The sequence below is a fragment of the Gammaproteobacteria bacterium genome, assembly GCA_014075255.1.
GTDB lineage: Bacteria > Pseudomonadota > Gammaproteobacteria > UBA4575 > UBA4575 > JABDMD01.
Genome location: CP046178.1, coordinates 2,260,879 through 2,282,902, shown reverse-complemented (window position 1 = coordinate 2,282,902; position 22,024 = coordinate 2,260,879). Strand labels below are relative to the sequence as shown.

Sequence of the window (22,024 nt, the reverse complement as noted above, 5' to 3'; positions counted from 1 at the left end):
TATAGACCTATGTGTGATTGGTTCTATTACAAATAATACTCCTTATGTGTGAAATATGGACTACGTAATCCTATTTACCAGGCGTAAGATAGGTATACATGAATCAAGCATCGGCTAAATTACTTTCTATTAATGTGGGTACGCCTAGAGAATTTGAATATAAAGGGCGAACTGCGATTAGCGCTATTTGGAAGGTACCGGTCACCGGTCGTGTTGCAGCTAAAGGCGTTAATTTAGAAGGCGATGATCAAGCTGACCGTGAAGCGCATGGCGGAGTTGATAAAGCCCTTTATGCTTATGCCATTGAAGACCTGCAATGGTGGGAACAGCAAATTGAACAAGACATTGAGCCTGGTCAGTTTGGAGAAAATCTCACCACACAAGGGATTGATGTTAATAATGCGTTAGTAGGTGAACACTGGCAGATTGGCAGCACGATTTTGGAAGTGTCTGAACCCAGAATTCCTTGTTGGCGCTTTGGAGTGCGCATGAAGGACAAAACCTTCCCTAAAAAATTCACTCAAGCGTTACGACCCGGCACTTACCTGCGCATTATTCAAGAAGGTGATGTTGGAACCGGTGATGAAATAAAAGTTATCGAAAAACCAAAGCATGATCTAACCATTAAAGATGTGTTTCGCATCTATACAAAAGACCGTGACGAAGCCGAGCGCATACTTGAGGCAGAGCATGTATCAGATGCTTGGAAAGTATGGGCTAATAAACAATTAGCTAAAGCTAAGAAGTAGATATAGCACTCTAAGTGCTCCTAAGCTCAATATCTTTTCGAACCTCTACCAGCACTTTACATATCTTGGTTTGGAATATACGAATCACCGCCTGAAACATAAACTTAATCCACCAAGAAGCTTGCATTTCAAAATCAACATCCACTAAAGCTAAGGTATAATCACTTTTTGGTTTTAATATGCAGTTCAACAACACTGTGGTTGGTATATAGGTTGTGTTTTTATCTAAACTGGTTCTACGATCAAACTTCACTGACCATGCAATCTTCTCAAATGGCTCATACTCTATTATTTCTACTGTGAACACCTGCTTTCTAAGACTGGCACTGTGTTTGCTTTCTACTTCGTAACGGTATTTTTTTCCATAGCAGGCACTACCTAGATCATTTATGGTCTTGATGGAGCGCTTATCTTTATATAGATCTACCACATTTTGCAGATCACTTAGGTAATTAAATACCTGATCTTGAGAAGCATGAATTTTTTGTTTGCAAGTAGGCATATAGGTATTTACTAACGCTTTATTTTTTCCATTTGTTTAACTATCAATAACGTCACCTGGATAAGTTGCTCGTACGCTTCTTTTTTTGTTAATACTTGATCTATATGAAGATCAAATCTGAATGATTCATTATTATGCAAAGAATCTACATAGTTATCTTCAATATATCGCACTTCAATACTGTACTTAGCATCCAGTTGTGAGAGCGCATCACAAACCTCACTGGTTAACAAGGCAATTAGATAGTCATCATGTTTGGCTCGCAGGGTGAATTTTTTTTCAAACTCTTCAATACTCGTTTTTTGTTTTCTTAAATTTTTATCTGTTTCTAAATATTTTGTTGGCGTAGATCTACTGATTATTTTAAATACACAATCTTCAGAAAACTGATGGGTAGAAAAATGCACATAGGTAAATGCACCATGCTCATGAGGCATGGCAGAAATTTGAATGGTTAGATCTTGGTGGGGGAAAAATAGCTGAGGGTAATGGATGATTCCGTGCTTTACATTGCCATTGTATTGAGAGGCTAGTTGCTGAAATGCAAATTGGATGCTTACACTCTCTTGCTTAAATAGATACAGCCCTAGCAAGCAGAGCCCTATTATTATTGGCCAGAAGTAATCCATATCCTTACAGTATATGTGATAATCATTGAATCTTAGATGCCGCTTGTAACTGAAATTGACGATCCAATATGCTTTTTAACTTTGACAATACTTATGCAAAGCAACTTGAGGGGTTTTACTCCCCATATCAAAGTGCAAAATCACCAGCACCTTCAATCATTAAAATAAACACTGCGCTTGCCTCTCAACTTGGTTTAGATCTTTCATGTCTTAGCGAAGAACAACAAACAGAAATATTTTCTGGAAATCTTGCACCGGAGGGCGCATCACCACTCGCTCAAGTTTATGCAGGTCATCAGTTTGGTGGATTTGTACCGCAGTTAGGTGATGGCCGAGCTTTGTTATTAGGTGAAATTGTTGATAGCAACGGTGCACGTTTTGATATTCAACTAAAAGGTTCAGGCCGAACTCCTTATTCGCGTGCAGGTGATGGAAAATCTGCACTAGGACCTGTATTACGTGAATATATTGTAAGCGAGGCTATGCACGCACTTGGCATTCCAACCACACGTGCACTCGCTGCAGTCACTACGGGTGAACAAGTGACGCGCAATAAAGATATTTTACCTGGTGGAGTGTTTACCCGTGTGGCCGCGAGCCATATTCGTGTAGGGACGTTTCAGTATTTTGCAGCACGCGGTGAAACCGAAAAAATACAACAGTTAGCCGATTATACAATTGCGCGGCATTATCCTAAATTGAGGCAAGAACTAAAAGAATCTGAAAGTTTATATCTTTCTTTATTAACTGCTATTTCAGACGCACAAGCATTCCTCATTGCACAATGGATGTCGGTCGGTTTTATTCATGGCGTGATGAACACCGACAATATGACGGTATCAGGTGAAACTATTGATTACGGCCCTTGTGCATTTATGGATGTGTACTCACCCGATACGGTATTCAGTTCTATTGATAGACAAGGTCGTTATGCGTATCAGAATCAGCCACCTATTGCGCAATGGAATTTAGCACGCTTGGCAGAAACCATATTACCGTTGATAGACGATAATAATGAGCGTGCCATTGAATTAGCGACTGAAGCGATTAATGCTTTTCCAGAAAAATATACCGAACACTGGTTAACAAGCATGCGCGCAAAAATAGGCTTGAGTACTTCTGAAGAAGATGATTTAGCACTGATTAACGATTTACTAGCGACCATGGATGGACAACAGGTTGACTTTACACTGTTGTTTCGCAATCTTGCAGTTCTATTGCAAGACCATGAATTACCAGACACGCAACAGGCTGCCTACACACAATTTGATGATGCTTCTTTATTTAAACCGTGGGTGGAGCGATGGCGCGAACGGTTACGTCACGAGACACAAAATACAGATAAAAGCATTCAGCTAATGAATCAAGTTAACCCGCTCTACATTCCTCGTAACCACAAAGTGGAAGAAGCTCTAGACGCGGCTGTTTCTCATGCGGACTACTCTAAATTCGAAACTTTAATAGACACTCTTAGCAAGCCGCATCTGTTGCAAACAGGAAAAGATGAATACGCGCAACCCGCACCAGAAACATTTGGTGCTTACAAAACGTTTTGTGGTACTTAAATCTATTTATGTCTCAGCTGTCATTATCCATACCCAGTTTTTTTGCTAAGAAATAATCCAAACTTAATTTCCCAGGTCCCGTAGTTATCAACCAACCAAATAGAATTATGTACATCACTTGTGGCAAGTAAAGAAACCAGCTCATCCAGTCTAACGGGCCAATACCTTTTGGTATTATATGTTCAATTTCTACTGTGGCGATGGCTACAATCATAGCAATGGTTAGCGCGATACATACAAATGTAGACAAAAAACCTACCATAAGCATTAAACCACCAAAGAACTCTACGCATGCCAAAAACAATGCCATAAATTCAGGCAGCGGCACGCCGATTTCCATCATCAGTTCGATTAATCCTGCATGTTTCTCTTCATTAAAAAGTTTGTTGTAGCCTGAAACTGCAAAAAACAAACCCAGCGATACGCGTGCAACCAAGATAGGCAACCATTCCCAGCGTCGCTCACCCAGTAGCGTTATTTTAATTAAATTCGCAAACATAATATTTCTCCAAGTTTTATTCACATGAACTACGTTAGTTCATTACCACTAAACACCTTTAAATCCTGTTCTGCATTCTGCTTCTAGGCTAGGCACAGCCTTTTTTTCTGATATACCTTCATCTTGTAGTTTTTCTTGATGAATTTTTTGCAAGGTTGCATATAAAAAATTGCAATGCCGCTTAATAACACTGCGCCACCAATATAATGTGCGGAGCTAGGTTGCTCTCCAAGGATTAAATATGCGGCGAGTACACCGGATACCGGAGCAAATGAAGTAGCTAGCGATACATCAGTGGATTGTGATTTCCGTACACCGGTATCCCATGCTAGTTGACCGGATACGATAATAATGCCGCCATACACCAACATCCATTTCCAAAGAAAAGGCGAACCTATATCAACAAAATGACCCAGGCCAAATAGATACGAGGCTATGATAAAAAATACAATCGTGCCCACTGCGCTTCTAAATACACTAAAAATTCCAAGCGGTACATTTTTTAGAAATAATTTTGCAAGCACGATGGACACCGCATAAATTACCGCTGCAAGGGCTGCATAAACCTCACCCCGACCAATAATTAAGCCTTCTGTTTGCGGTTGTAGTAATGCAATTAACGCAACCCCTAGCAAACATATTATCGAGCCTATGAATGACCATTTACTAATTTGATCTTTAAACACCAACCAAGCTAAAAAAAGTAACAATGGAGGTTCAATTTGACTAATTAACACAACGTTGGTCACCATGGTGCTTTCTATTGCTACAAAAAATAGCCATGGTGCAAGACAATTAGCAAGCAGTGCTAAAATAACTAGAAACAACCACTCTAAATTTGTAAGTTTGCGCAAATTTTCCATGGTCCATTGCTTGCGGTGAACTGCATATAACACGATTACTGCACAAGCATTACCTGCAAATAGCAAATTACAAAATGATATGACGTTACGGCCATCCACCGTGTGCTGAGTGCCGAGTTCTGCAAGGATATGGACAATGGAACTTGCAGCTCCAAAAATGATAATGGAGTACCACAGAAGTGCTGGACCTGGAATACGTCCAATCATAATTTATTACATGACACGTGAGATGAGCATCTTAGGCTCGCTGTTCTTATTACTTATACAAACAAATTAGTGAAACACTACTACTTTGTCAATTTATAAAATTAACACTAACTCATTAGTTAGGGTTAATTGATTATTACAAAGAGTATAAGTGCTTCTGCCTTTCCACGTAAGTACAAGAAAAGTAATCAGAGCTCTTCTTACAGACCGCTTCCCATTAATTATCTAATAGAAAACTAATCAGGCAATACTTCTGCATTTATGGGTAACGTATCATCCCGAGACCATTCATTCCAAGAACCGAAGTAGTTGCGCATATGCTTAAATCCCGCCAGCCTCATAGCAACGAAGGTATTGGAAACCCGTGCACCTTTGAAACAATAAATTATAATATCGTCATCAGGATATAACCCATATTCTGCACACATGGCGCGCACTTTTTCGGGTGATTTGAAATAGGGAATGCCACTGCCACGTTCCATAAAGTTGTACCACTCTATCCAGCGCGCACCGGGTAAACGACCTTTGCGTGGTGCAAAATCTACGCCATAGGGTGAAGAACTTTTACCCACCCACTCAACTCGATCACGGTTGTCGAGTAATTTTATTCTGTAGTCTACTAAGGATGCGAGCACCACTTCTTTCGTGGCAATAATATCTTCACGTAGATTAAGTTCGAAATTTGATGGCTCAGGATTTGGAGTTTCATCGTCTGCAGACATGCCTGCTTCCAACCAAGCAGAAAAGCCGCCATCTAAAATGCCTGTATTCGGATGACCCAAATAAGTTAATAACCAATACCCTCGACAAGACCCGCCATAGCGACTATCAAATGCATCTTCATAAATAATAACGGTTTTGTCAGCGTTTATTCCTGCTGCTGAGAACAGTGCTTGAAACTTATCTTGTACTTCTTGCAAACCTTCATTTGATGTTTCTGCTAAATAGTAAAAAATATCAGGAATGCTTACTGCGCCAGGAATGTGATTCTCTTTGTAGTCTTCTTCATCACGAATATCGACCACTACGGTATTGCCTTTGGTAATTAATCTTTGAACTTCTTCAGGCGTATAGAGTATTTTATTTGCCATATGGTGCCTCACTTATTATTCATTTTATTTTTGAAACATAGAACAATTTGAACGATCGCTATTGACCGCAGATATGAACAAGAGTTTATATATTCTGCTCATAGAGCTGATTTAACCACCGCACACTACTGTGAGTATGGCGAACTTTATTTTATGCTACTTGAAGCGACTCTTAAGTAACAAATAGTATATTGCTATGAATACAATCAGGGTTTTCTATAGCATTAGTAACTATAGTAAATTCAAATATGTAGAGTTGCAAAGTAAAGACTACAATAATCTTGTAGAGGATAGAAATACTAAGAGAGTGTCATTATGAAACTGCACAATGTCGATTTTTCAGGAAATTGTTATAAGGTACGTCTGTTTTTATCTTTGCTAAAAATGGACTGCGAAATAGTACCCATCGATCTTGCCAACAAGGAACATAAATCTCCTGCATATTTACAGAAAAATCCTTTAGGTGAAATTCCCGTTCTTGAAGATGGTGATCTCGTCTTACGTGATTCTCAAGCGATTCTTGTTTATCTGGCAAGAAAATATGGTACTCAAGATTGGTTCCCTAACCAACCAGATGAAATGGCACTTGTGATGCAATGGCTATCTACTGCATGTAATGAAATTGCGCGCGGCCCAATGGATGCAAGAGCTCACTATAAATTTAAACTGGATATAGACATCAAAAAAGCGCAGGAGAAAAGCAGCTCTATTTTAACCATAATCAATAATCATCTTGCTGATAGAGATTGGCTGGAATTAAATCGCGTGACCATCGCTGACATTGCCTGCTTCCCCTACATTGCACTTGCATACGAAGGTAAAGTTTCTTTAGATCCTTACCCTAATATAAATAAGTGGATTGCAGGCATTAAGGAACTACCCGATTTTATTTCTATGCCAGGATTACAATGAATATTTAATCTGATATCACCCGCATACTTTTCCATGGGCCGGTTTTAAATCTCCAGAAAAATACCAAGCAATAAATCACTACATTTAAAGTAATAATCCACCAAAGTCCTAGTAACTTTGCATCAAAATATCGTATGTACAAATAACAGGGTACGACTAATAAAAATATAGAAATTAGAATACTCATTTTCATAATAAAATGCGTATCCCCTGCGCCTTCTAATGCACCTAGGAACACTAAAAAGATTGCATCAAACAGGCAAAAGAATGCAATAAATCTTAATAACACCACAATGGTTTCAACACTGTTATCTAACTCACTTAATCCTCCGTGCAAGGTGAATGGGTAGATAAACATTTTAGGAACGGTTAAATACAACACTGCAAGTACACCAAAGAATGCGAGTGCAAGATGAATTGCAGACCATGCTGCTTTTTCTGCAAGTTCAGGTTTGTTTTCACCCAGTCTTTGACCAACGATGACTGCAACTCCTATCATCATTCCCACCATCGGCAGAAAAGATAGTGCTTCAATATTAAATGCGATGTTAGTAGTTACACCTTCATATGTGCCAAGCGTTCCGACAATCAAAAGAAACCCAGTAAAGGCAGTCATATCAATAAATAATCTAAGTCCATTTGGAGCGCCAAAGTAGATCAATCTATTAAATAGCGATCTATCTAATTTCCAAGAGGATGTTAAATTAAACCTAGCACGGTATTTTTTTTGAAAAATTAGGTATAGATATAGTAGCGCACCAGATATGACAGCGATGTTACTTGCTGTAGCAGCACCGCGAATGCCCATTTCAGGGAACCCAAAATTTCCGAAAATGAAAATATAATCTAGCGCTATATTGATGATGGTAATTATTACACTTACCCACATTACAACCATTGTTTTCCCAAGACCCGAAAAGAAACTCCCTAATGCATTATTCAGCACCATAAACATGGCTGAATACATTAATATTTCAAAATACAGCGTTTCTTGTACTTGCACTTCTGGCGCATGCCCTACCATTGCAAAGAATTTACTGGCTAAGAAGTAGGCAGGAATAATCACTACTAACGACATTGCACTGAAGTAAATACCTTGCCATACGATAGCACCAATTTTATGGTCCTCTTCTGCTCCGTAATACTGTGCAACAAATGTATTTACATACGCTGCCGTTCCAATGAAAAAACACAACATTGCAAAACTTGTCATCCCTGCTGGCATTGCGGCTGCTATTGCGGCAGGTGAATACCAAGCGAGAAACATACGATCGAAAAATAATAAAATACTCCAAGCACCAGTGCTTAAAATTAAAGGGATTGATATTACTAAAACTTCACGGTATCCACTCTCTTCTGCCCATCGATGTTGCATTGCTTTTAACATGTGGGGAATCTTACAGATATTTACTTAGGTTTAAATTTTTTAAAAACTTGCATAAAAAAAGCCCTGCTATGCAGGGCTTTTTTTAATTAGCTAAATAATTAGAGCAGTTTATCTACGATCACGACGTCGGTCTCTTCGATCACCATCTCGTCCACGATCTCTTCTATCACGTGAGTCGTGTCTGTCTCGGTGACGATCTCGGCGATATTCATGTCGATCTCTGTGTCGATCATGAGTAGCATGATGTCGACGATCACGATGTCTATCGTAATGATGTCGATCACGCTTATAGTGATGTCTCTTGTGCTTGTAATGGTGTCGATAACGATGGCCATAGTGATGCCCATAATCATGATGGCGCTTATAATGACGTTTGTAGTGGCGTTTGTAGTTTCCGTGTCCACAGCTAGGCCCATGCCTATGTCCTCGGTCATAACCGTATCCACCGTTATAGCCAACCAGTATGCTCCATGGATAATCGTTATAACCTACATTTCCATACACACCGCTGGCATGTGAGGGTACCGTGGCAATTAAAAGCAGCATCCCTACTGGTATTAATATGAGCCGTTTCTTAATGTTCATCCTTTTTTCTCCTCTACTTTTCGCTATTGATACTGCCTACAACGCTTAGTACTGCCGTAGGGTTGACGTATTTCACAAAAATTCTTTATATACACTAAAAAAGGCTATAACTAACTGATATTTTGTGAATTGATCCATATAAAAAGTAATGAATTATGTACCTAATTGCTCAATTTTCCAGCAAGTTCGAGAGCATACTTATTGGTTAATATTCATCGCCAAATGTATTAAGATTCATATGGTTAAGGGAAAACTACAGCTGATTTTTAGCGTACAGCCCATCGATTTATATTTAGGGAGAGAATATCTTAATGACCACTCTGGATTCCCCATCAAAAGAGCAACAAGCCGATACACATGAGCTTGAGCTAGGTCTTGAGATTCCCGTACTTGGTGCATCCGAAAATGAATTAGCTTCACTTCGTTCTGCTTATGAAGCTGCTAGTTCTATACGTGATGAATTACAAGCCAAACTAAAAACTGCAGTCGAATATTCAAATGAACAAGCCAAACTCATCGATGATATTAAAGACAAACCATCTGAGATTACCGAATTAAAAACTTTACTTGGTAAGGCTACTCAACAAAACAATACTCTCAGCAAAAATCATCAAGAACATGAAGTTGAGATTCAAGACCTTAATGATGAAATTTCCTTTCTACGTGAAAGTATTTCTGACTTAGAACCTTTAAAAATACAACTTGATCGTGCGGACGAAGACAACCGAGCTCTTAGCAAACAATTACAAGAACGTGATAGTCAAATTGAAAGCCATAATGAGAAAATTTCTGTACTGCGCTCTAAGATTATTGATATTCAAGAAATAAGAACACAGCTCAAACAAGCAGATAGCGATAATCAAACATTAAGCAAAGCCCTTGAAGATCAACGCATTCATTTAACCAATCGAATTGAAGAATTAGATAGTCAGATTTTATCGTTTAACTCTATTAGTAAAGAATTCAATAGTCGTGGTGTTGAGCTAAAAAAGTTGCAAGATGAGCTAGGCCACTCTGATAATAAAATCTACCAGCTTACCGGTGAAGTGGAACAGCGCACCGAAAGAGAAAACTTATTACAGAAACAAATAGAGAAAGATAAGAAATCTATTGAACTACATGAAATCAAAATTCAAGCGCAAGAACTTCAATTAGCTGAACTAACAAAAATCCAGAGCCAGCTGGTTGATCGTGAAAATAAAGTTAAAAAGCTTAACCAAACAATAGAAGCTGAACGTACACACACACGATTGCTTGAAACCGAGATGAGCGAGGCTCGCATGGTAGTTGATAGCTTACAAACTAAAATTGAAAATGCTAATCAAGCCATTCCAAACCTGGAAAAAAATATTCGCTTACGAGACGATAAGATCTCTACGCTTGAACAAGAGCTAATTGCACAAGAAGAGCGACTAGAGTCCTATAACACTTCGATTAATTTACGTGACAGCAAAATCACTTCACTTGAAAATGTGCTAACTCAGGCCAAAGAACAAGTTTCACCTCTACGCAATGAGCTATCCACACAAGAAACAAGAATTCGCGAACTTGAAAAACTATTTCACGAAGCCAAGAAAATAGTTCCAATCTCTAATCGAGAAAAAGCCAAATAAACCGACTTTTAAGAGATAATTTTACGACAACTTTAGTAATTCAAGAATACAGCTATCAATTTCACCAGCACTCACTTCACCTTTCTCAAATAAAGAACCACATAAATTAACTGCAGCGATAGGCTGTGAAGATTTCTGTTGGAACAAATCAAGCGCTGAGCCGCCTCCATTGGCGATATCCTTAATAACCAATGGGCTTAGCATACCTGCCGCTTCTAGCACTGGACACTGCACAACATTATGAATAGCCGTTAGCAGCTTTGGTCCAATAAATTGAGGTGGCATACTACCTTTATTTTTTGCCAACAGACGCTCGGCCGTATCGATGTAGAAATCTAGAAAGGCATTTTCTTGTTTATACATCATAAAAGCATTATGAACTTTCACATATGCAGTGAGCTTATTTGAAGCCTCATCTGCATTCTGCACCCATACTTCTCGCCCTATTACGTATTTTTCATCAGGAAGATTAAACTTTTCTGGAAAAAATATAAGGAAATCAGCATCACACCAAACTACCGTTTCATACCCTTCAGCCAAATAGCTTTTAAGTGCAATCAAACGCGCCAAATCTGTGGCAATCACACGTTGATTCTTAGTTTTTTCTAAAATTTCAGCAGACACATGATCAAATAGCTCATCGCCGATAAATTTATAATCGAAACTATTAGTTTCAGCCCAGTTTTTTACAGAATCTACACACTTCTGCATCCATTTTGCAGGCAAAGGCAGCTGGTGAGACTGAAGCACTAATGTTTTCGTCATTACTTATAATGGGAAAATAAAAAACGAAAAGAGCATTACACTCTTTTCGCTCTCAGTTTGAAAATTATTACCCTAGTAGATTGGCATTAACGATATTTTCTGCAAATCCTTGATATTCACCCTCAAATTGTTTTGCCATAGAATCAGGAAACGCATGGAACTCTCCTTTTTCAAGCGCCTCAAGAATACTATCCGCAACTAGGCTAGGGGGTTCTGCAATTTCGCCGATACCAGCTGCATCAGCCATCTCGGTGGCTATTGGTCCTGGGTGCACACTCACAACCGTTGTTCCTTGCTCTTTTAAAAGATCACGCAAGGCTTGCGTAATTGAATATGCTGCTGCCTTAGATGCACTGTAGGTTGCAAAGGGTGCAAAACTCTTTATCGATGCCAATGAATTAAGTTGAATTAATGCTCCACCCCCATTCTTTTTTAATACCGGTGCAAAGGCTTGAGCCATTCTTACTAAACCCGATACATTCATATCCATTTCATACGCCATGCTGTCCAAAGCATTTGCATCTAAAGGTGTTGATGTTTTGAGCACGCCCGCATTGTTTACTATAATATCTACATCCGTCGCCTTAGTTGCAGCTTGCTTTATTGTTTCTGGTTTTTCTAAATCAATTAAAATAACCTCAACTTGATCTCCGTACTGGTCTATTAAAGGTTTAGCTGAGTCTAGATTTCTAACGGCTGCATAAACTTTTTTAACGCCACCTTTATCTATTAAGGTTTCTACAATCACTTTTCCAATGCCGCGATTTGCACCCGTTACTAATGCTGTTTTTCCTTTAATGTCGTATGAAGTCGTCATGGATTGCCCCTTTATTGTTTGATAAATTTACTATCTCGATGCACAGAATATCGAGCAGTTATACTGTATATAGATGACAGAATTTATATCGAGTGTATTACAAAAAAAGTATACGATTAACAAATATCGCATACCGATTTAGCTCTAAGACTGATAGGTAGAATTTATGAATATTCATGAAAAAATTAATTACGTAGAATTTCCGGCTAAAGATATTAATGCGGCAAAAGCATTTTTCACTGCTGCCTTTGATTGGACCTTTACTGACTACGGGCCAGACTACACTGCTTTTGAAAATCAAGGTCTTGATGGCGGTTTTTTCACATCAGATAAAACCACTTCAACTGAAGACGGTAGCGCCTTAGTAGTTTTTTATAGTAATGCATTAGAAGCAACACAAACTAAAATTAAAAATGCAGACGGAACAATCATTCAAGATATATTTCCTTTCCCAGGCGGTCGGCGCTTTCATTTTGCAGACCCAAATGGAAACGAGTATGCGGTTTGGTCAGATAAATAATCTGCTGGAAACGGCTAGTTTATCGTCTAAATACAACTATCTAAGCATCCTGATCTTATTAGCTCCTCTCTGCATCTTCTAAAATACTAGAATTGTTGAACTACCCTTATTCTGAATTAAGAAAAGGACAAAAATAATGCTAATTCTATTACAAACTCTATTTTTTTTCGTTGGAGCGCTATTTACTGGTTTTCTTCTGATTGAAGGATGGCTTACCCAAGCTGTATGGGTTAAAGGCTGCAGCAAAGGCTTACTTGCCAGTGTGACAGAAATGGAATCATGGGCCATTAAAAAACATCGTAACTCCGAACCAACAGACTATTGGGGATTTATGGGATTTTATGGCGCAGCTTTCCTGTTTTTTATTATCGTATTGGTTTTTTAGCTCAAACTTCTCTTATGATATAAATAAACATAAATTTTTATACCGTATATTTAAAGGTAATTTTAAAATTAAGTAATAGAGTTCACTTTTTATTTTTTTTGCGCCAATCCCAAGGTTTAGTTCTTTGACTTTCAGGTAATGTCCATATACCTAGTTTATTTTTCTCTGCTTGTGCTTGATACTGGTATAATTTCTTAGAAACTGCATAACGGTCGTACACATAAGCATAGCCCCGTTGCACCAACTCACCATTCACCCAAGTATCGTTTATGTAAACATGCCCGACGATGCGGCCATATTGATCACGATCAAACTCCTCAACCGAAACAGTTTTTCCAGACACATATTCTTCCAACGCTTTTCGTGACTGCTTCCAAAATGGCTGATTACGCTCAGGAGCATCAATCTCTGCTAGTCGAATGCGAACTTCTTTGCCTTGTTGAATAATATTTATTGAATCTCCATCCAGTACATTCACCACCTTTCCTTCATAAACTTCATTAAAAGAAAAGTCTTCGCATGCAACTACGCTGAGCAGTAAAGCAAACCATATAACTTTCTTGCTTAACTTCATACGGTCTATAGTAAAACAGAAATGAATATTCTTTTTAATTAAGACTTCTATTGCGTGAATAGCTTAATTGGCCCACAAAAAATAACGCACAACCTGTGACTAAAATCACTAATGAAATGATTAACAACTTAGTGTACTTATGCGCATCACCTAGCCATTGAGTATGACCTGATGATTCAAGAAAATAGAGCCCTGCACCTAATATGGCGATCATAAAAGCAAACAAATAACTCCAACTTGGAATATTTTTTTGCTTGCCAAAGATAGAAAAGAACACTACTGGCGCTAGAAATAACGATGCAGTTCCACTCACTGCCACAGCACTGAAAAGATCTTGATTGCCAAAAAATACACACAGCAATCCCAACAACATAAACACCAACATAATTACTCGACCATTTTTTACACTGGTACCTACAAGTCTCATATCTACAGCAATTAATTTTGCAGAGCTAGATAACGTGCTATCGAGTGTAGACATCGCAGAAACAACTAAGGTGGTACTAAACAGCAGCATTGGCCAGTCACCTAGTAACCGTATCAGCACGGTATTCATAGTATCGCCTTCTCCTGCATGCGCGCCCGCCCAAACACCCAAGACACCAAATGCAATAATACAAATAATACTTATCCAAGCCGCATGGTAAAAACTTTTACGCGTAGTATCTCTGTCTGCTATAAATCCTCGATCCATCATTACTGGATCATGCATTGGGTAGCTCCATATTTGTAATAATGCCACTAGCATTAATATTGGACCAGGTTGATCAAATTGAAACTCTTTAAATGCTAAATCAGCAATCGCAAATTGCCCACTCCCTAAAACCGTAGCAAGTAACATTAAAAGTACAAATACAAAAATACTCATCTGCAACACATCCGTTTTCAAAGAGGCATGTAATCCACCTAACATTGAATACAGTAAAGTGACTGCAGAAAAAGCAATGATGGCCAGAATGTAAGCATTCGAACCTGCCATGCCAAACAGCATGCCTATCACTAGTAAGTTAGCAAATACTTCACTTACTAGACGAATGATGATCACAATGTTGTAACAAGTGACCCCCATACGACCAAAACGTGCTTGTAAAAAATCTTGCACACTTGCAAATCCTTGTTCAAAGCGCAACTTATCTATTATTTTACCGCCAGTTAGAAACGACAAATAGTAAAGCGCATAAGCAAGTGTGCCCCATATTCCGTAGTAATAACCAAGAATGGCAGCGTTCATTAAAGAACGTGCAAATATCCAGGTAGTGACTTGAGAGAAGGTTAATGTAATTAAACTTGGTGCTTCACCCTGTGATGATGAACCCGAAAAAAACGTATTTACTGTTTTTGCGATGGGTGCAAATACAATAGACAAGGTAGCAATTACGCCTGCTATAGCGATCAGCGCATATTCCATTATGTAGGTCTATATCTTTTTAAATTTATTAGTTTGAGCAAAATATATGAGAATTGTGCCTATATATGACAGGAATAACATGAATTTACTTACAGAGGTCTTTGATAAACATTAGCGTAGTCGCTGAACTAAATCACATCGCTCAAATCTTATGGGTGTCATTGATTAAAGCATAACCACAAAGCACATTGATAAAAGTCTTTTAACGATTTGGGATCTTATATCGTTTAATTTATAGGCAATATATTTAAATTAGTAAAAAATAATTATAAAAATTCTTAAAGTTATCTTCTGTACATCAAAAATTCATAAGTAATAATTAAATATTTTTCACTTACGTTAAATACTTAATCTTTTACATTAACTGTTTTATTAATAAAAATTTTTTGTGGACTATTACCTTAAAAATAGTACCTCTATTTCCCTGAATGTAATAATATTGTCAAAGAATTGTCGTAAAAATAGGTATAAACAATTATTAACACCCGTTCAAAGTAGGCAAATCCTATTAAAAAAATTAATGCCAAGCACCTTATAAAAATAACCCGCTAGAGAGAATAAAGATGACTTATTTAATTTCCAATATTGTGTTTACACTTCTCGCAACATTTATATTGGGTTTAGTTATGGGATGGATTATCTGGGGTCGTTTAAAAAACCGACTTCAGTCAGTTGAAGCAAATTGGCGTACTCGTTATTTAAGTTTAGATAGTGAATACAAGTCAGTAATTAAAGATTTCAATGAAGTTGAGAAAGCACTTAAAGATAGGATAACGCATATCGATACACTCAATAGTGAAAAGAACGAACTAAATAGAAAACTAAGTGGCGCAGCAACTCTAACAAGTGAAGCAGATTATGAGATTGAGGAATTAAAGAATCAAATAGGAGAAACATCTACACGTAATCAAATTGCTAACAAAGAACTTGAAGAACATAAACAAGAATTAGAAATTTTACGCAGCACACCAAATGAAATAAGCGAACTTAAAACCTTGCTTGGTCAAGCCACTCAGCGTTATAACAATAATGGTCTTGAATTAAAAAATAAAAATGAGGAACTTGGGGTTTTACAGAATAAGTTTGACGAAATTAACAAACATAACAACTCGCTAAACAATGAGTTAGGAAAATTGCGAGAAAAACTATTACAGCAAGACAAAAAACATGATAACCAAACGGTGTCTATAACTAATTTACAAAATGAATTAAATAACACTAATGAAATGTATAAAGTTGCTCAGAACGAACTGGATTCACGTGATAATAACAGCGCTACAAACAATCTTCAATTAAGAGAACGTGATGAGAAAATATTAGTATTAGAAAACCAAGTTAAATTAGTATCTAAGCAATACAAAGATTCCCTATTAGAATTAAACGATGTTAAAAAAACATATTCCTGCTTTAAATAACGAAATCAATTCACTACAAAAACACATTCCATCTTTAGAGAGCTCACTAAAACAACGTAATTCGAGTATTGCAGCACTTGAAAGCGAAGTGAGCCGCTTAGCTAAACAATTCCCTCCATTACGAGATCAGCTTGAAGCACGCAGCACTGACTCAAATGTGCTAAAGCAGCAGGTGCATACATTACAGCAAAAAATTCCTGCTTTAAAAAGTACCATTGCTGCACGTGATGCACATATTCACGAACTAGAAGTGTTCATGAAAGAAGCACAGAAAGCGATTTTAAAACCAAGCCATGGCACTGCTATCCAAAACGGTAACGGACATAGTAATGGAAATGGTCACAGTAGTAGAAAAACAGCAAATGGTAAAAATGGTAACAGCGCAAAAGATGGCAATGTTATCCACATCAATGGTAAATCTAAAGCAAATGGCAATGGAGGCTCACAGAGTAACGGTGCATCCAAAGCAAATGGTTCGGCCAAACTAGCCACTGTAAATGGCAAAGCTATTACAAAAGCCCCAAAACGCAAAATCAAACCCTATGGCTTAAAAAAACCAACTCGCAAGCCAGACGACCTAAAACTCATTGCAGGAATAGGCGAAACACTTGAAAAGACGTTACACAAATGCGGAATCTACTACTTTGAGCAGATTGCTGGCTTTAATCTTAAAGATGTTAACACTGTAGATGAATTGCTAAATTTCAGGGGGCGCATTGATCGTGATGACTGGATTAAACAAGCACGCGCTTTGATTCGGAATAATAAGATTCCAGCAGCGACGAAGAAAACTACACAAAAACGCGCACCACAACGCACTAACCGCAAATCAAAAATGAAGCCTCTTGGAATGAAACGACCCACTGGCGAGTTAGATGATTTGCAACTCATTAATGGTGTTGGGCCAACACTGGAACGAAAACTTCATCGTCTAGGCATATATCATTATGAGCAAATTGCTCACCTAACCGCTGAAGATATAGTGATGATAGACAGCAAACTTAAAACCTACAAAGGTCGTGTGAAGCGTGACAAGTGGCCTATGCAGGCACGTAGATTACATAAAGAATTTTATGTCGGTTTATAAGCTAAATTGTAAAGCACACTAAAATTTTTACGTCCCTGTGCTCACAAGCTCAGACTGCTCTTGGCTCGCAAGATATTCTTCATAGTTGCCGTGAAATAATTGCATCTGCTGATCTTTTATTTCTACAATACAATTAGCCAGAGATGAAACAAATTCGCGGTCATGGCTGACAAATATCAAAGTACCTTCATAGTGCTCTAGTGCGAGATTGAGGGATTCGATACTTTCCATATCAAGGTGATTAGTAGGTTCATCTAATACCAAAATATTCGCATCAGACAACATTAACTTTCCAAACAACAAGCGATTTTTTTCGCCGCCCGAGCACACTTTAGCTTGTTTCTTAAAATCATCTGAAGAAAATAATAAACGACCTAGCGTGGCACGAACTGCCTCATCATCATGACTGGGTTTTCTCCACAGAGCCATCCAGTCAAATAAATTCATATTGCCTTCAAACTCGTTGCTTGTATCTTGTGGGCAGTACCCTAAGTTTGCATTCTCGGACCATTTGATCATGCCTAGATCAGGTTTAAGCTCATTCACTAAACAGCGTAGAAAAGTTGATTTCCCTACACCATTTTCTCCGATTACTGCCAAGCGTGTTCCTGCTTCAATAATCATTTCTCCACCATTGAATAACTCTTCGCCATCAAATCCATGGCCAAGGCCCTCTATAGTCAAGGCGTTGCGATGTATTTTTTTCTCTTGGTTAAAGCGAATAAAAGGACTGCGTCGACTTGAAGGTTTAATTTCTTCAAGCTGAATCTTTTCAATTTGCTTAGCACGTGAAGTCGCCTGACGGGCTTTCGATGCATTGGCTGAGAAGCGGCTAACAAACTGTTGCAAGTCTGCAATCTGCGTCTTCTTTTTAGCATTTTCTGATTGCATGCGTTCGCGCACTGCTGTAGATGCAATCATAAAGTCATCATAGTTGCCTGGATAAACACGCAGTTCACCAAAATCCATATCCGCCATATGCGTGCATACTGCATTTAGAAAGTGCCTATCGTGCGAGACGATAATCATTGTGCTTTTACGTTCGTTTAAGATGTTTTCTAACCAACGAATCGTATTAATATCTAAGTTATTGGTTGGTTCATCGAGCAGTAATAAATCTGGGTCTGAAAATAGAGCTTGCACTAATAACACACGCAACTTCCAACCAGGCGCTACTTCACTCATCGGACCATTATGAAATTCTAGCTCTATACCCGCACTAAGTAATAAATCACCAGCACGACTTTCTGCACTGTAGCCATCCAATTCAGCAAACTCTACTTCTAAATCAGCTACTTTCATGCCATCTTCTTCAGACATTTCCGGCAATGAATAAATACGCTCACGCTCTTGTTTAATTTCCCATAACTGCTGGTGACCCATGATCACCGTATCAATCACTGAAAACTCTTCAAAAGCAAATTGGTCCTGGCTCAACTTACCCAAACGTTCATTAGGGGTAATGGAAACATTGCCTGATGTAGGCACTTGGCTGCCATCCATGATTTTCATAAAGGTAGATTTACCGCAGCCATTAGCTCCAATTAAGCCATAACGATTACCATCACCAAATTTTGCAGAGATATTTTCAAATAATGGTTTTGCACCAAATTGCATGGTGATATTTGCGGTAGTAATCAATTGAAGTATTCCTGCAGAAGTAGATGAACAAGCCTTTTAAACGCAGCGTACTATAAAGTTTTGTGGCTTAATCGTCGAGTGAAACCGTGCAATATTGTGAAGTTTGTAATCTCAGATGAAATTAGCCGTACATATTCAAAGTACTAATGGTTTTTCTATTCACATTTGGATGTATTAGCTACCACCATAGCCAATGGATGATAAGGTTTGCTATAAGAACTCACTAATCAATTTACTTGTGTCCACAACTACTTTCTCATATCTGCCATTAATTCCCGAACTACTCACTAATATTGAGTCTTTAGACTATCAGGAAATGACTCCTATCCAAGCACAAAGCCTGCCTTATATACTGGACGGCAAAGATGTGCTTGCTCAAGCAAAAACGGGTAGCGGTAAAACTGCAGCTTTTGCTATTGGTATATTGGAAAAATTTAATCCTAAAAATTACCAAACTCAAGCTTTAGTAATTTGCCCTACTCGAGAACTTGCTGATCAAGTTAGCAAAGAGTTGCGTCGACTCGCTCGCGCAATTCCGAATACTAATATCCTCACTCTGTGCGGAGGCAAACCACTTGGCCCTCAGTTAGTTTCACTAGAACGCAATCCACATATAGTTGTGGGAACACCCGGGCGAATACTCAAGCATTTGCAAAAAGGCACCTTAAAACTCAATGCACTTAAGATATTAGTATTAGACGAAGCCGATCGCATGTTGGACCTAGGTTTTCTAGAAGACATAACGAATGTTATTGAAAAAACACCACAAAAAAAGCAAACCCTGCTCTTTTCTGCAACCTACCCAGATGAAATTAGAAACATCAGTAAATCTATTCAGAATAATCCCATCGATATTTGCGTAGAAAGTTTGCATGACGATAAGAAGATTAAACAAGTATTCTATGAAATAGAAAAAGGTGAGCGCACTAAAACATTAACGGCCATACTAGAACACTACCGACCTGAATCTAGCTTGGTGTTTTGTAATCGCAAACAACAGTGCCAAGAATTAGCGGATGAGTTATGGAGAAAGGGTTTTCATGCTTTAGCCTTACACGGTGATCTGGAACAAAAAGAACGCGATCAAGTACTGGTACAAGCTGCGAATAAAAGCACTTCTATCCTGGTAGCTACAGATGTGGCCGCACGCGGTTTAGATATTAAGGATTTGAGTGCAGTAATTGTGTTTGAAATATCTCCTGACCCTGAAGTACATATCCATCGTATTGGTCGTACGGGACGTGCTGGCAATGTTGGATTAGCATTAAGCTTGTTTATGATTTCTGAAATTCGAAAAATAACTGCTATTGAAGATTATCAACATACTCCAGCGACTATAAAAAAGCCCTCTACGCTTAAATCCAGAGAAAACTTTAATCTGAGTCCACCCATGGTGACTTTATGCATTAACGGTGGCCGCAAAGAAAAAGTTCGTGCTGGTGATATTTTGGGGGCATTAACTGCAAATCAGTCTCTTCCAGGTAAACAAATTGGCAAAATTGACATATTTGATCATGTAGCTTTTGTAGCAGTAGAGCGCCCTATTGCTAAGCAAGCTTTGAAAATACTTTCTGAAGGGAAAATTAAGGGCCGTAAATTCAGAGCACGTAAATTACGGTAGCCTGTACATTAAGTTTCAAGGGCTTCCTTGTCAGCATCCCATGCTAGGTGCATAAACAAAGGCTTCCTCTTTTCCTTCATGAACAATTCATCACGACTGCGCGTGACAATATGGCCACTATCTAGTTGAATGCGAAAACTCTCGATAATGTTTCCACGTTTAATCACTTCAATAATTTTACCATGCGATTTACTGAGCACGTCTTGCACTCTTATTCCAAGAAAAATCATGATACTTGCCTCTAGTCAAAATATCGTAACAATTAGACCATGAACCTTATCTACTCTATCCGCAAGTTTAGTAGTCATTATCAAGGATAATTGGGCCACCTTTAGCGATAAAGTCTTTCAATAAAGCCATAAAACAACTTGAAGTCTGCTCCAGGCGTACCCATATTTTAGTGACACACTTCAAGATTACTGATTTATTATGCTTAAATATGCACAAAATAATTTGATTGACTATTAGCACTCTATGTTAAGCATCCCTTCCACTCGCTCATCGCCACAAGATGTTTTGATATTAAAAAAAGCTTTTTATATTGCTTTGAGTTTTGTAGTTATTTTATGGGCAATCGAATTACTAAAGTTTTTTGCAGGCCTAGATACTTTTAAGCTTGGCACACACCCACAACAATTATCAGGCTTAATAGGAGTAGTTACCGCTCCGCTCATTCATGCATCATTTGAACATTTAATTTCTAATACACCCGCATTACTGATTCTTGGTACAGCACTTTTATATGGCTATCCACGCTCACGCTGGGTTGTGCTTTTTGTAGTATGGATACTTGCCGAACTAGGAGTGTGGTTTACCGCGAGACCTGTTTTTCATTTCGGTGCAAGCGGTCTTACTTACGGCATTATGGCATTTGTATTTGTAGTTGGAATTCTACGCAGAGATCGACTTGCCATCACACTTTCTCTATTGGTGTTCTTTTTATATGGCACGATGATATGGGGAATATTTCCGCATCAACCAGGCGTGTCTTTTGAGACCCATTTTTGGGGAGCGGGTCTCGGCGCTATCTGCGCAGTTATTTTTCGAAATTACGACCCTACTCCACCTGCAAAACAGTACAGCTGGGAAAACGAAGACGAGGAAGACTCTGTTATTGGTGAAGCTTGGAGTGAGGTTGATAGCGATGCAAAAGAAAGTGGAAAAGCCGAATAATACTTCGATCGTTTTC

Annotated in this window: 23 protein-coding genes; 10 read left to right on the top strand and 13 right to left on the bottom strand. The window is 38.4% G+C overall.

The features are described from left to right. Nucleotides 1-98 precede the first annotated feature (98 nt). Nucleotides 99-749: an MOSC domain-containing protein gene (locus tag GKR92_11630; GenBank protein QMU62311.1), complete on the top strand. Its 651-nt coding sequence runs from the start codon at nucleotides 99-101 to the stop codon at nucleotides 747-749. A gap of 10 nt (nucleotides 750-759) precedes the next feature. Here GKR92_11630 and GKR92_11625 read toward each other — a convergent pair whose 3' ends face one another. Both GKR92_11625 and GKR92_11620 read right to left on the bottom strand, forming a co-directional pair. Further along, nucleotides 760-1,251, bottom strand: coding sequence for a hypothetical protein (locus GKR92_11625; GenBank protein QMU62310.1), 492 nt, complete (start codon nucleotides 1,249-1,251; stop codon nucleotides 760-762). Nucleotides 1,252-1,262: 11 nt separating this feature from the next. Then, nucleotides 1,263-1,880, bottom strand: a complete 618-nt coding sequence (locus GKR92_11620; protein QMU62309.1) for a hypothetical protein — start codon at nucleotides 1,878-1,880, stop codon at nucleotides 1,263-1,265. 68 nt (nucleotides 1,881-1,948) lie between these two features. Between GKR92_11620 and GKR92_11615 the strand changes: the two genes are divergently transcribed. Further along, a complete protein-coding gene (locus GKR92_11615) occupies nucleotides 1,949-3,445 on the top strand; it encodes a YdiU family protein (protein QMU62308.1) in 1,497 nt (498 codons plus the stop codon). A 13-nt stretch (nucleotides 3,446-3,458) separates the two neighbouring features. Here the strand turns inward: GKR92_11615 and GKR92_11610 are convergent, their stop codons facing one another. The 3 genes from GKR92_11610 to GKR92_11600 form a co-directional block, all read right to left on the bottom strand. Beyond that, nucleotides 3,459-3,944, bottom strand: coding sequence for a DoxX family membrane protein (locus GKR92_11610; GenBank protein QMU62307.1), 486 nt, complete (start codon nucleotides 3,942-3,944; stop codon nucleotides 3,459-3,461). Between the two features lie 83 nt (nucleotides 3,945-4,027). After that, complete coding sequence (locus GKR92_11605) at nucleotides 4,028-5,014, bottom strand: EamA family transporter (protein ID QMU62306.1); 987 nt, start codon at nucleotides 5,012-5,014, stop codon at nucleotides 4,028-4,030. Between the two features lie 236 nt (nucleotides 5,015-5,250). Beyond that, complete coding sequence (locus tag GKR92_11600; protein ID QMU62305.1) at nucleotides 5,251-6,105, bottom strand: sulfurtransferase; 855 nt, start codon at nucleotides 6,103-6,105, stop codon at nucleotides 5,251-5,253. Between the two features lie 312 nt (nucleotides 6,106-6,417). On the opposite strand from GKR92_11600, the gene GKR92_11595 reads away from it, so the two are divergent. Beyond that, nucleotides 6,418-7,017, top strand: a complete 600-nt coding sequence (locus GKR92_11595; protein QMU62304.1) for a glutathione S-transferase — start codon at nucleotides 6,418-6,420, stop codon at nucleotides 7,015-7,017. 4 nt (nucleotides 7,018-7,021) lie between these two features. On the opposite strand, the gene GKR92_11590 is transcribed toward GKR92_11595, so the two are convergent. Together GKR92_11590 and GKR92_11585 are read right to left on the bottom strand one after the other, a co-directional pair. After that, nucleotides 7,022-8,404 carry an MATE family efflux transporter gene (locus GKR92_11590; GenBank protein QMU62303.1) on the bottom strand — a complete coding sequence of 461 codons (1,383 nt, stop codon included), beginning with the start codon at nucleotides 8,402-8,404 and terminating at the stop codon, nucleotides 7,022-7,024. Nucleotides 8,405-8,512: 108 nt separating this feature from the next. Beyond that, a complete protein-coding gene (locus GKR92_11585; protein QMU62302.1) occupies nucleotides 8,513-8,989 on the bottom strand; it encodes a hypothetical protein in 477 nt (158 codons plus the stop codon). A 311-nt stretch (nucleotides 8,990-9,300) separates the two neighbouring features. Here GKR92_11585 and GKR92_11580 point away from each other — a divergent pair, with 311 nt between their 5' ends. Next, nucleotides 9,301-10,602 carry a hypothetical protein gene (locus GKR92_11580; GenBank protein QMU62301.1) on the top strand — a complete coding sequence of 434 codons (1,302 nt, stop codon included), beginning with the start codon at nucleotides 9,301-9,303 and terminating at the stop codon, nucleotides 10,600-10,602. Between the two features lie 21 nt (nucleotides 10,603-10,623). On the opposite strand, the gene GKR92_11575 is transcribed toward GKR92_11580, so the two are convergent. Further along, complete coding sequence (locus GKR92_11575) at nucleotides 10,624-11,367, bottom strand: hypothetical protein (GenBank protein ID QMU62300.1); 744 nt, start codon at nucleotides 11,365-11,367, stop codon at nucleotides 10,624-10,626. 67 nt (nucleotides 11,368-11,434) lie between these two features. Continuing rightward, nucleotides 11,435-12,184, bottom strand: coding sequence for an SDR family NAD(P)-dependent oxidoreductase (locus GKR92_11570; GenBank protein ID QMU62299.1), 750 nt, complete (start codon nucleotides 12,182-12,184; stop codon nucleotides 11,435-11,437). 166 nt (nucleotides 12,185-12,350) lie between these two features. Between GKR92_11570 and GKR92_11565 the strand changes: the two genes are divergently transcribed. Both GKR92_11565 and GKR92_11560 read left to right on the top strand, forming a co-directional pair. Then, a complete protein-coding gene (locus GKR92_11565) occupies nucleotides 12,351-12,704 on the top strand; it encodes a VOC family protein (GenBank protein ID QMU62298.1) in 354 nt (117 codons plus the stop codon). A 136-nt stretch (nucleotides 12,705-12,840) separates the two neighbouring features. After that, a complete protein-coding gene (locus GKR92_11560) occupies nucleotides 12,841-13,089 on the top strand; it encodes a hypothetical protein (protein QMU62297.1) in 249 nt (82 codons plus the stop codon). A gap of 82 nt (nucleotides 13,090-13,171) precedes the next feature. Here GKR92_11560 and GKR92_11555 read toward each other — a convergent pair whose 3' ends face one another. Further along, a complete protein-coding gene (locus GKR92_11555; protein QMU62296.1) occupies nucleotides 13,172-13,663 on the bottom strand; it encodes a nuclease in 492 nt (163 codons plus the stop codon). A 34-nt stretch (nucleotides 13,664-13,697) separates the two neighbouring features. Next, the gene (locus tag GKR92_11550) at nucleotides 13,698-15,071 is read right to left on the bottom strand and encodes a sodium:proline symporter (protein QMU62295.1); all 1,374 of its coding nucleotides are present in this window, start codon (nucleotides 15,069-15,071) and stop codon (nucleotides 13,698-13,700) included. Nucleotides 15,072-15,634: 563 nt separating this feature from the next. On the opposite strand from GKR92_11550, the gene GKR92_11545 reads away from it, so the two are divergent. Together GKR92_11545 and GKR92_11540 are read left to right on the top strand one after the other, a co-directional pair. After that, entirely contained in the window at nucleotides 15,635-16,486 is an 852-nt protein-coding gene (locus GKR92_11545) for a hypothetical protein (protein QMU62294.1), read from the top strand. Continuing rightward, nucleotides 16,455-17,573 (top strand): hypothetical protein, encoded by a 1,119-nt coding sequence (locus GKR92_11540; protein QMU62293.1) that lies wholly within the window; start codon nucleotides 16,455-16,457, stop codon nucleotides 17,571-17,573. The genes GKR92_11545 and GKR92_11540 overlap by 32 nt, the downstream gene beginning before the upstream one ends. A 27-nt stretch (nucleotides 17,574-17,600) precedes the next feature. On the opposite strand, the gene GKR92_11535 is transcribed toward GKR92_11540, so the two are convergent. Further along, nucleotides 17,601-19,214, bottom strand: a complete 1,614-nt coding sequence (locus GKR92_11535; GenBank protein ID QMU62292.1) for an ABC-F family ATPase — start codon at nucleotides 19,212-19,214, stop codon at nucleotides 17,601-17,603. Nucleotides 19,215-19,452: 238 nt separating this feature from the next. On the opposite strand from GKR92_11535, the gene dbpA reads away from it, so the two are divergent. Next, nucleotides 19,453-20,835 carry an ATP-dependent RNA helicase DbpA gene (gene dbpA / locus GKR92_11530; protein QMU62291.1) on the top strand — a complete coding sequence of 461 codons (1,383 nt, stop codon included), beginning with the start codon at nucleotides 19,453-19,455 and terminating at the stop codon, nucleotides 20,833-20,835. Between the two features lie 8 nt (nucleotides 20,836-20,843). Here the strand turns inward: dbpA and GKR92_11525 are convergent, their stop codons facing one another. Then, nucleotides 20,844-21,065: a hypothetical protein gene (locus GKR92_11525; protein ID QMU62290.1), complete on the bottom strand. Its 222-nt coding sequence runs from the start codon at nucleotides 21,063-21,065 to the stop codon at nucleotides 20,844-20,846. Between the two features lie 244 nt (nucleotides 21,066-21,309). Here GKR92_11525 and GKR92_11520 point away from each other — a divergent pair, with 244 nt between their 5' ends. After that, the gene (locus GKR92_11520; GenBank protein QMU62289.1) at nucleotides 21,310-22,008 is read left to right on the top strand and encodes a rhomboid family intramembrane serine protease; all 699 of its coding nucleotides are present in this window, start codon (nucleotides 21,310-21,312) and stop codon (nucleotides 22,006-22,008) included. Nucleotides 22,009-22,024 lie beyond the last annotated feature (16 nt).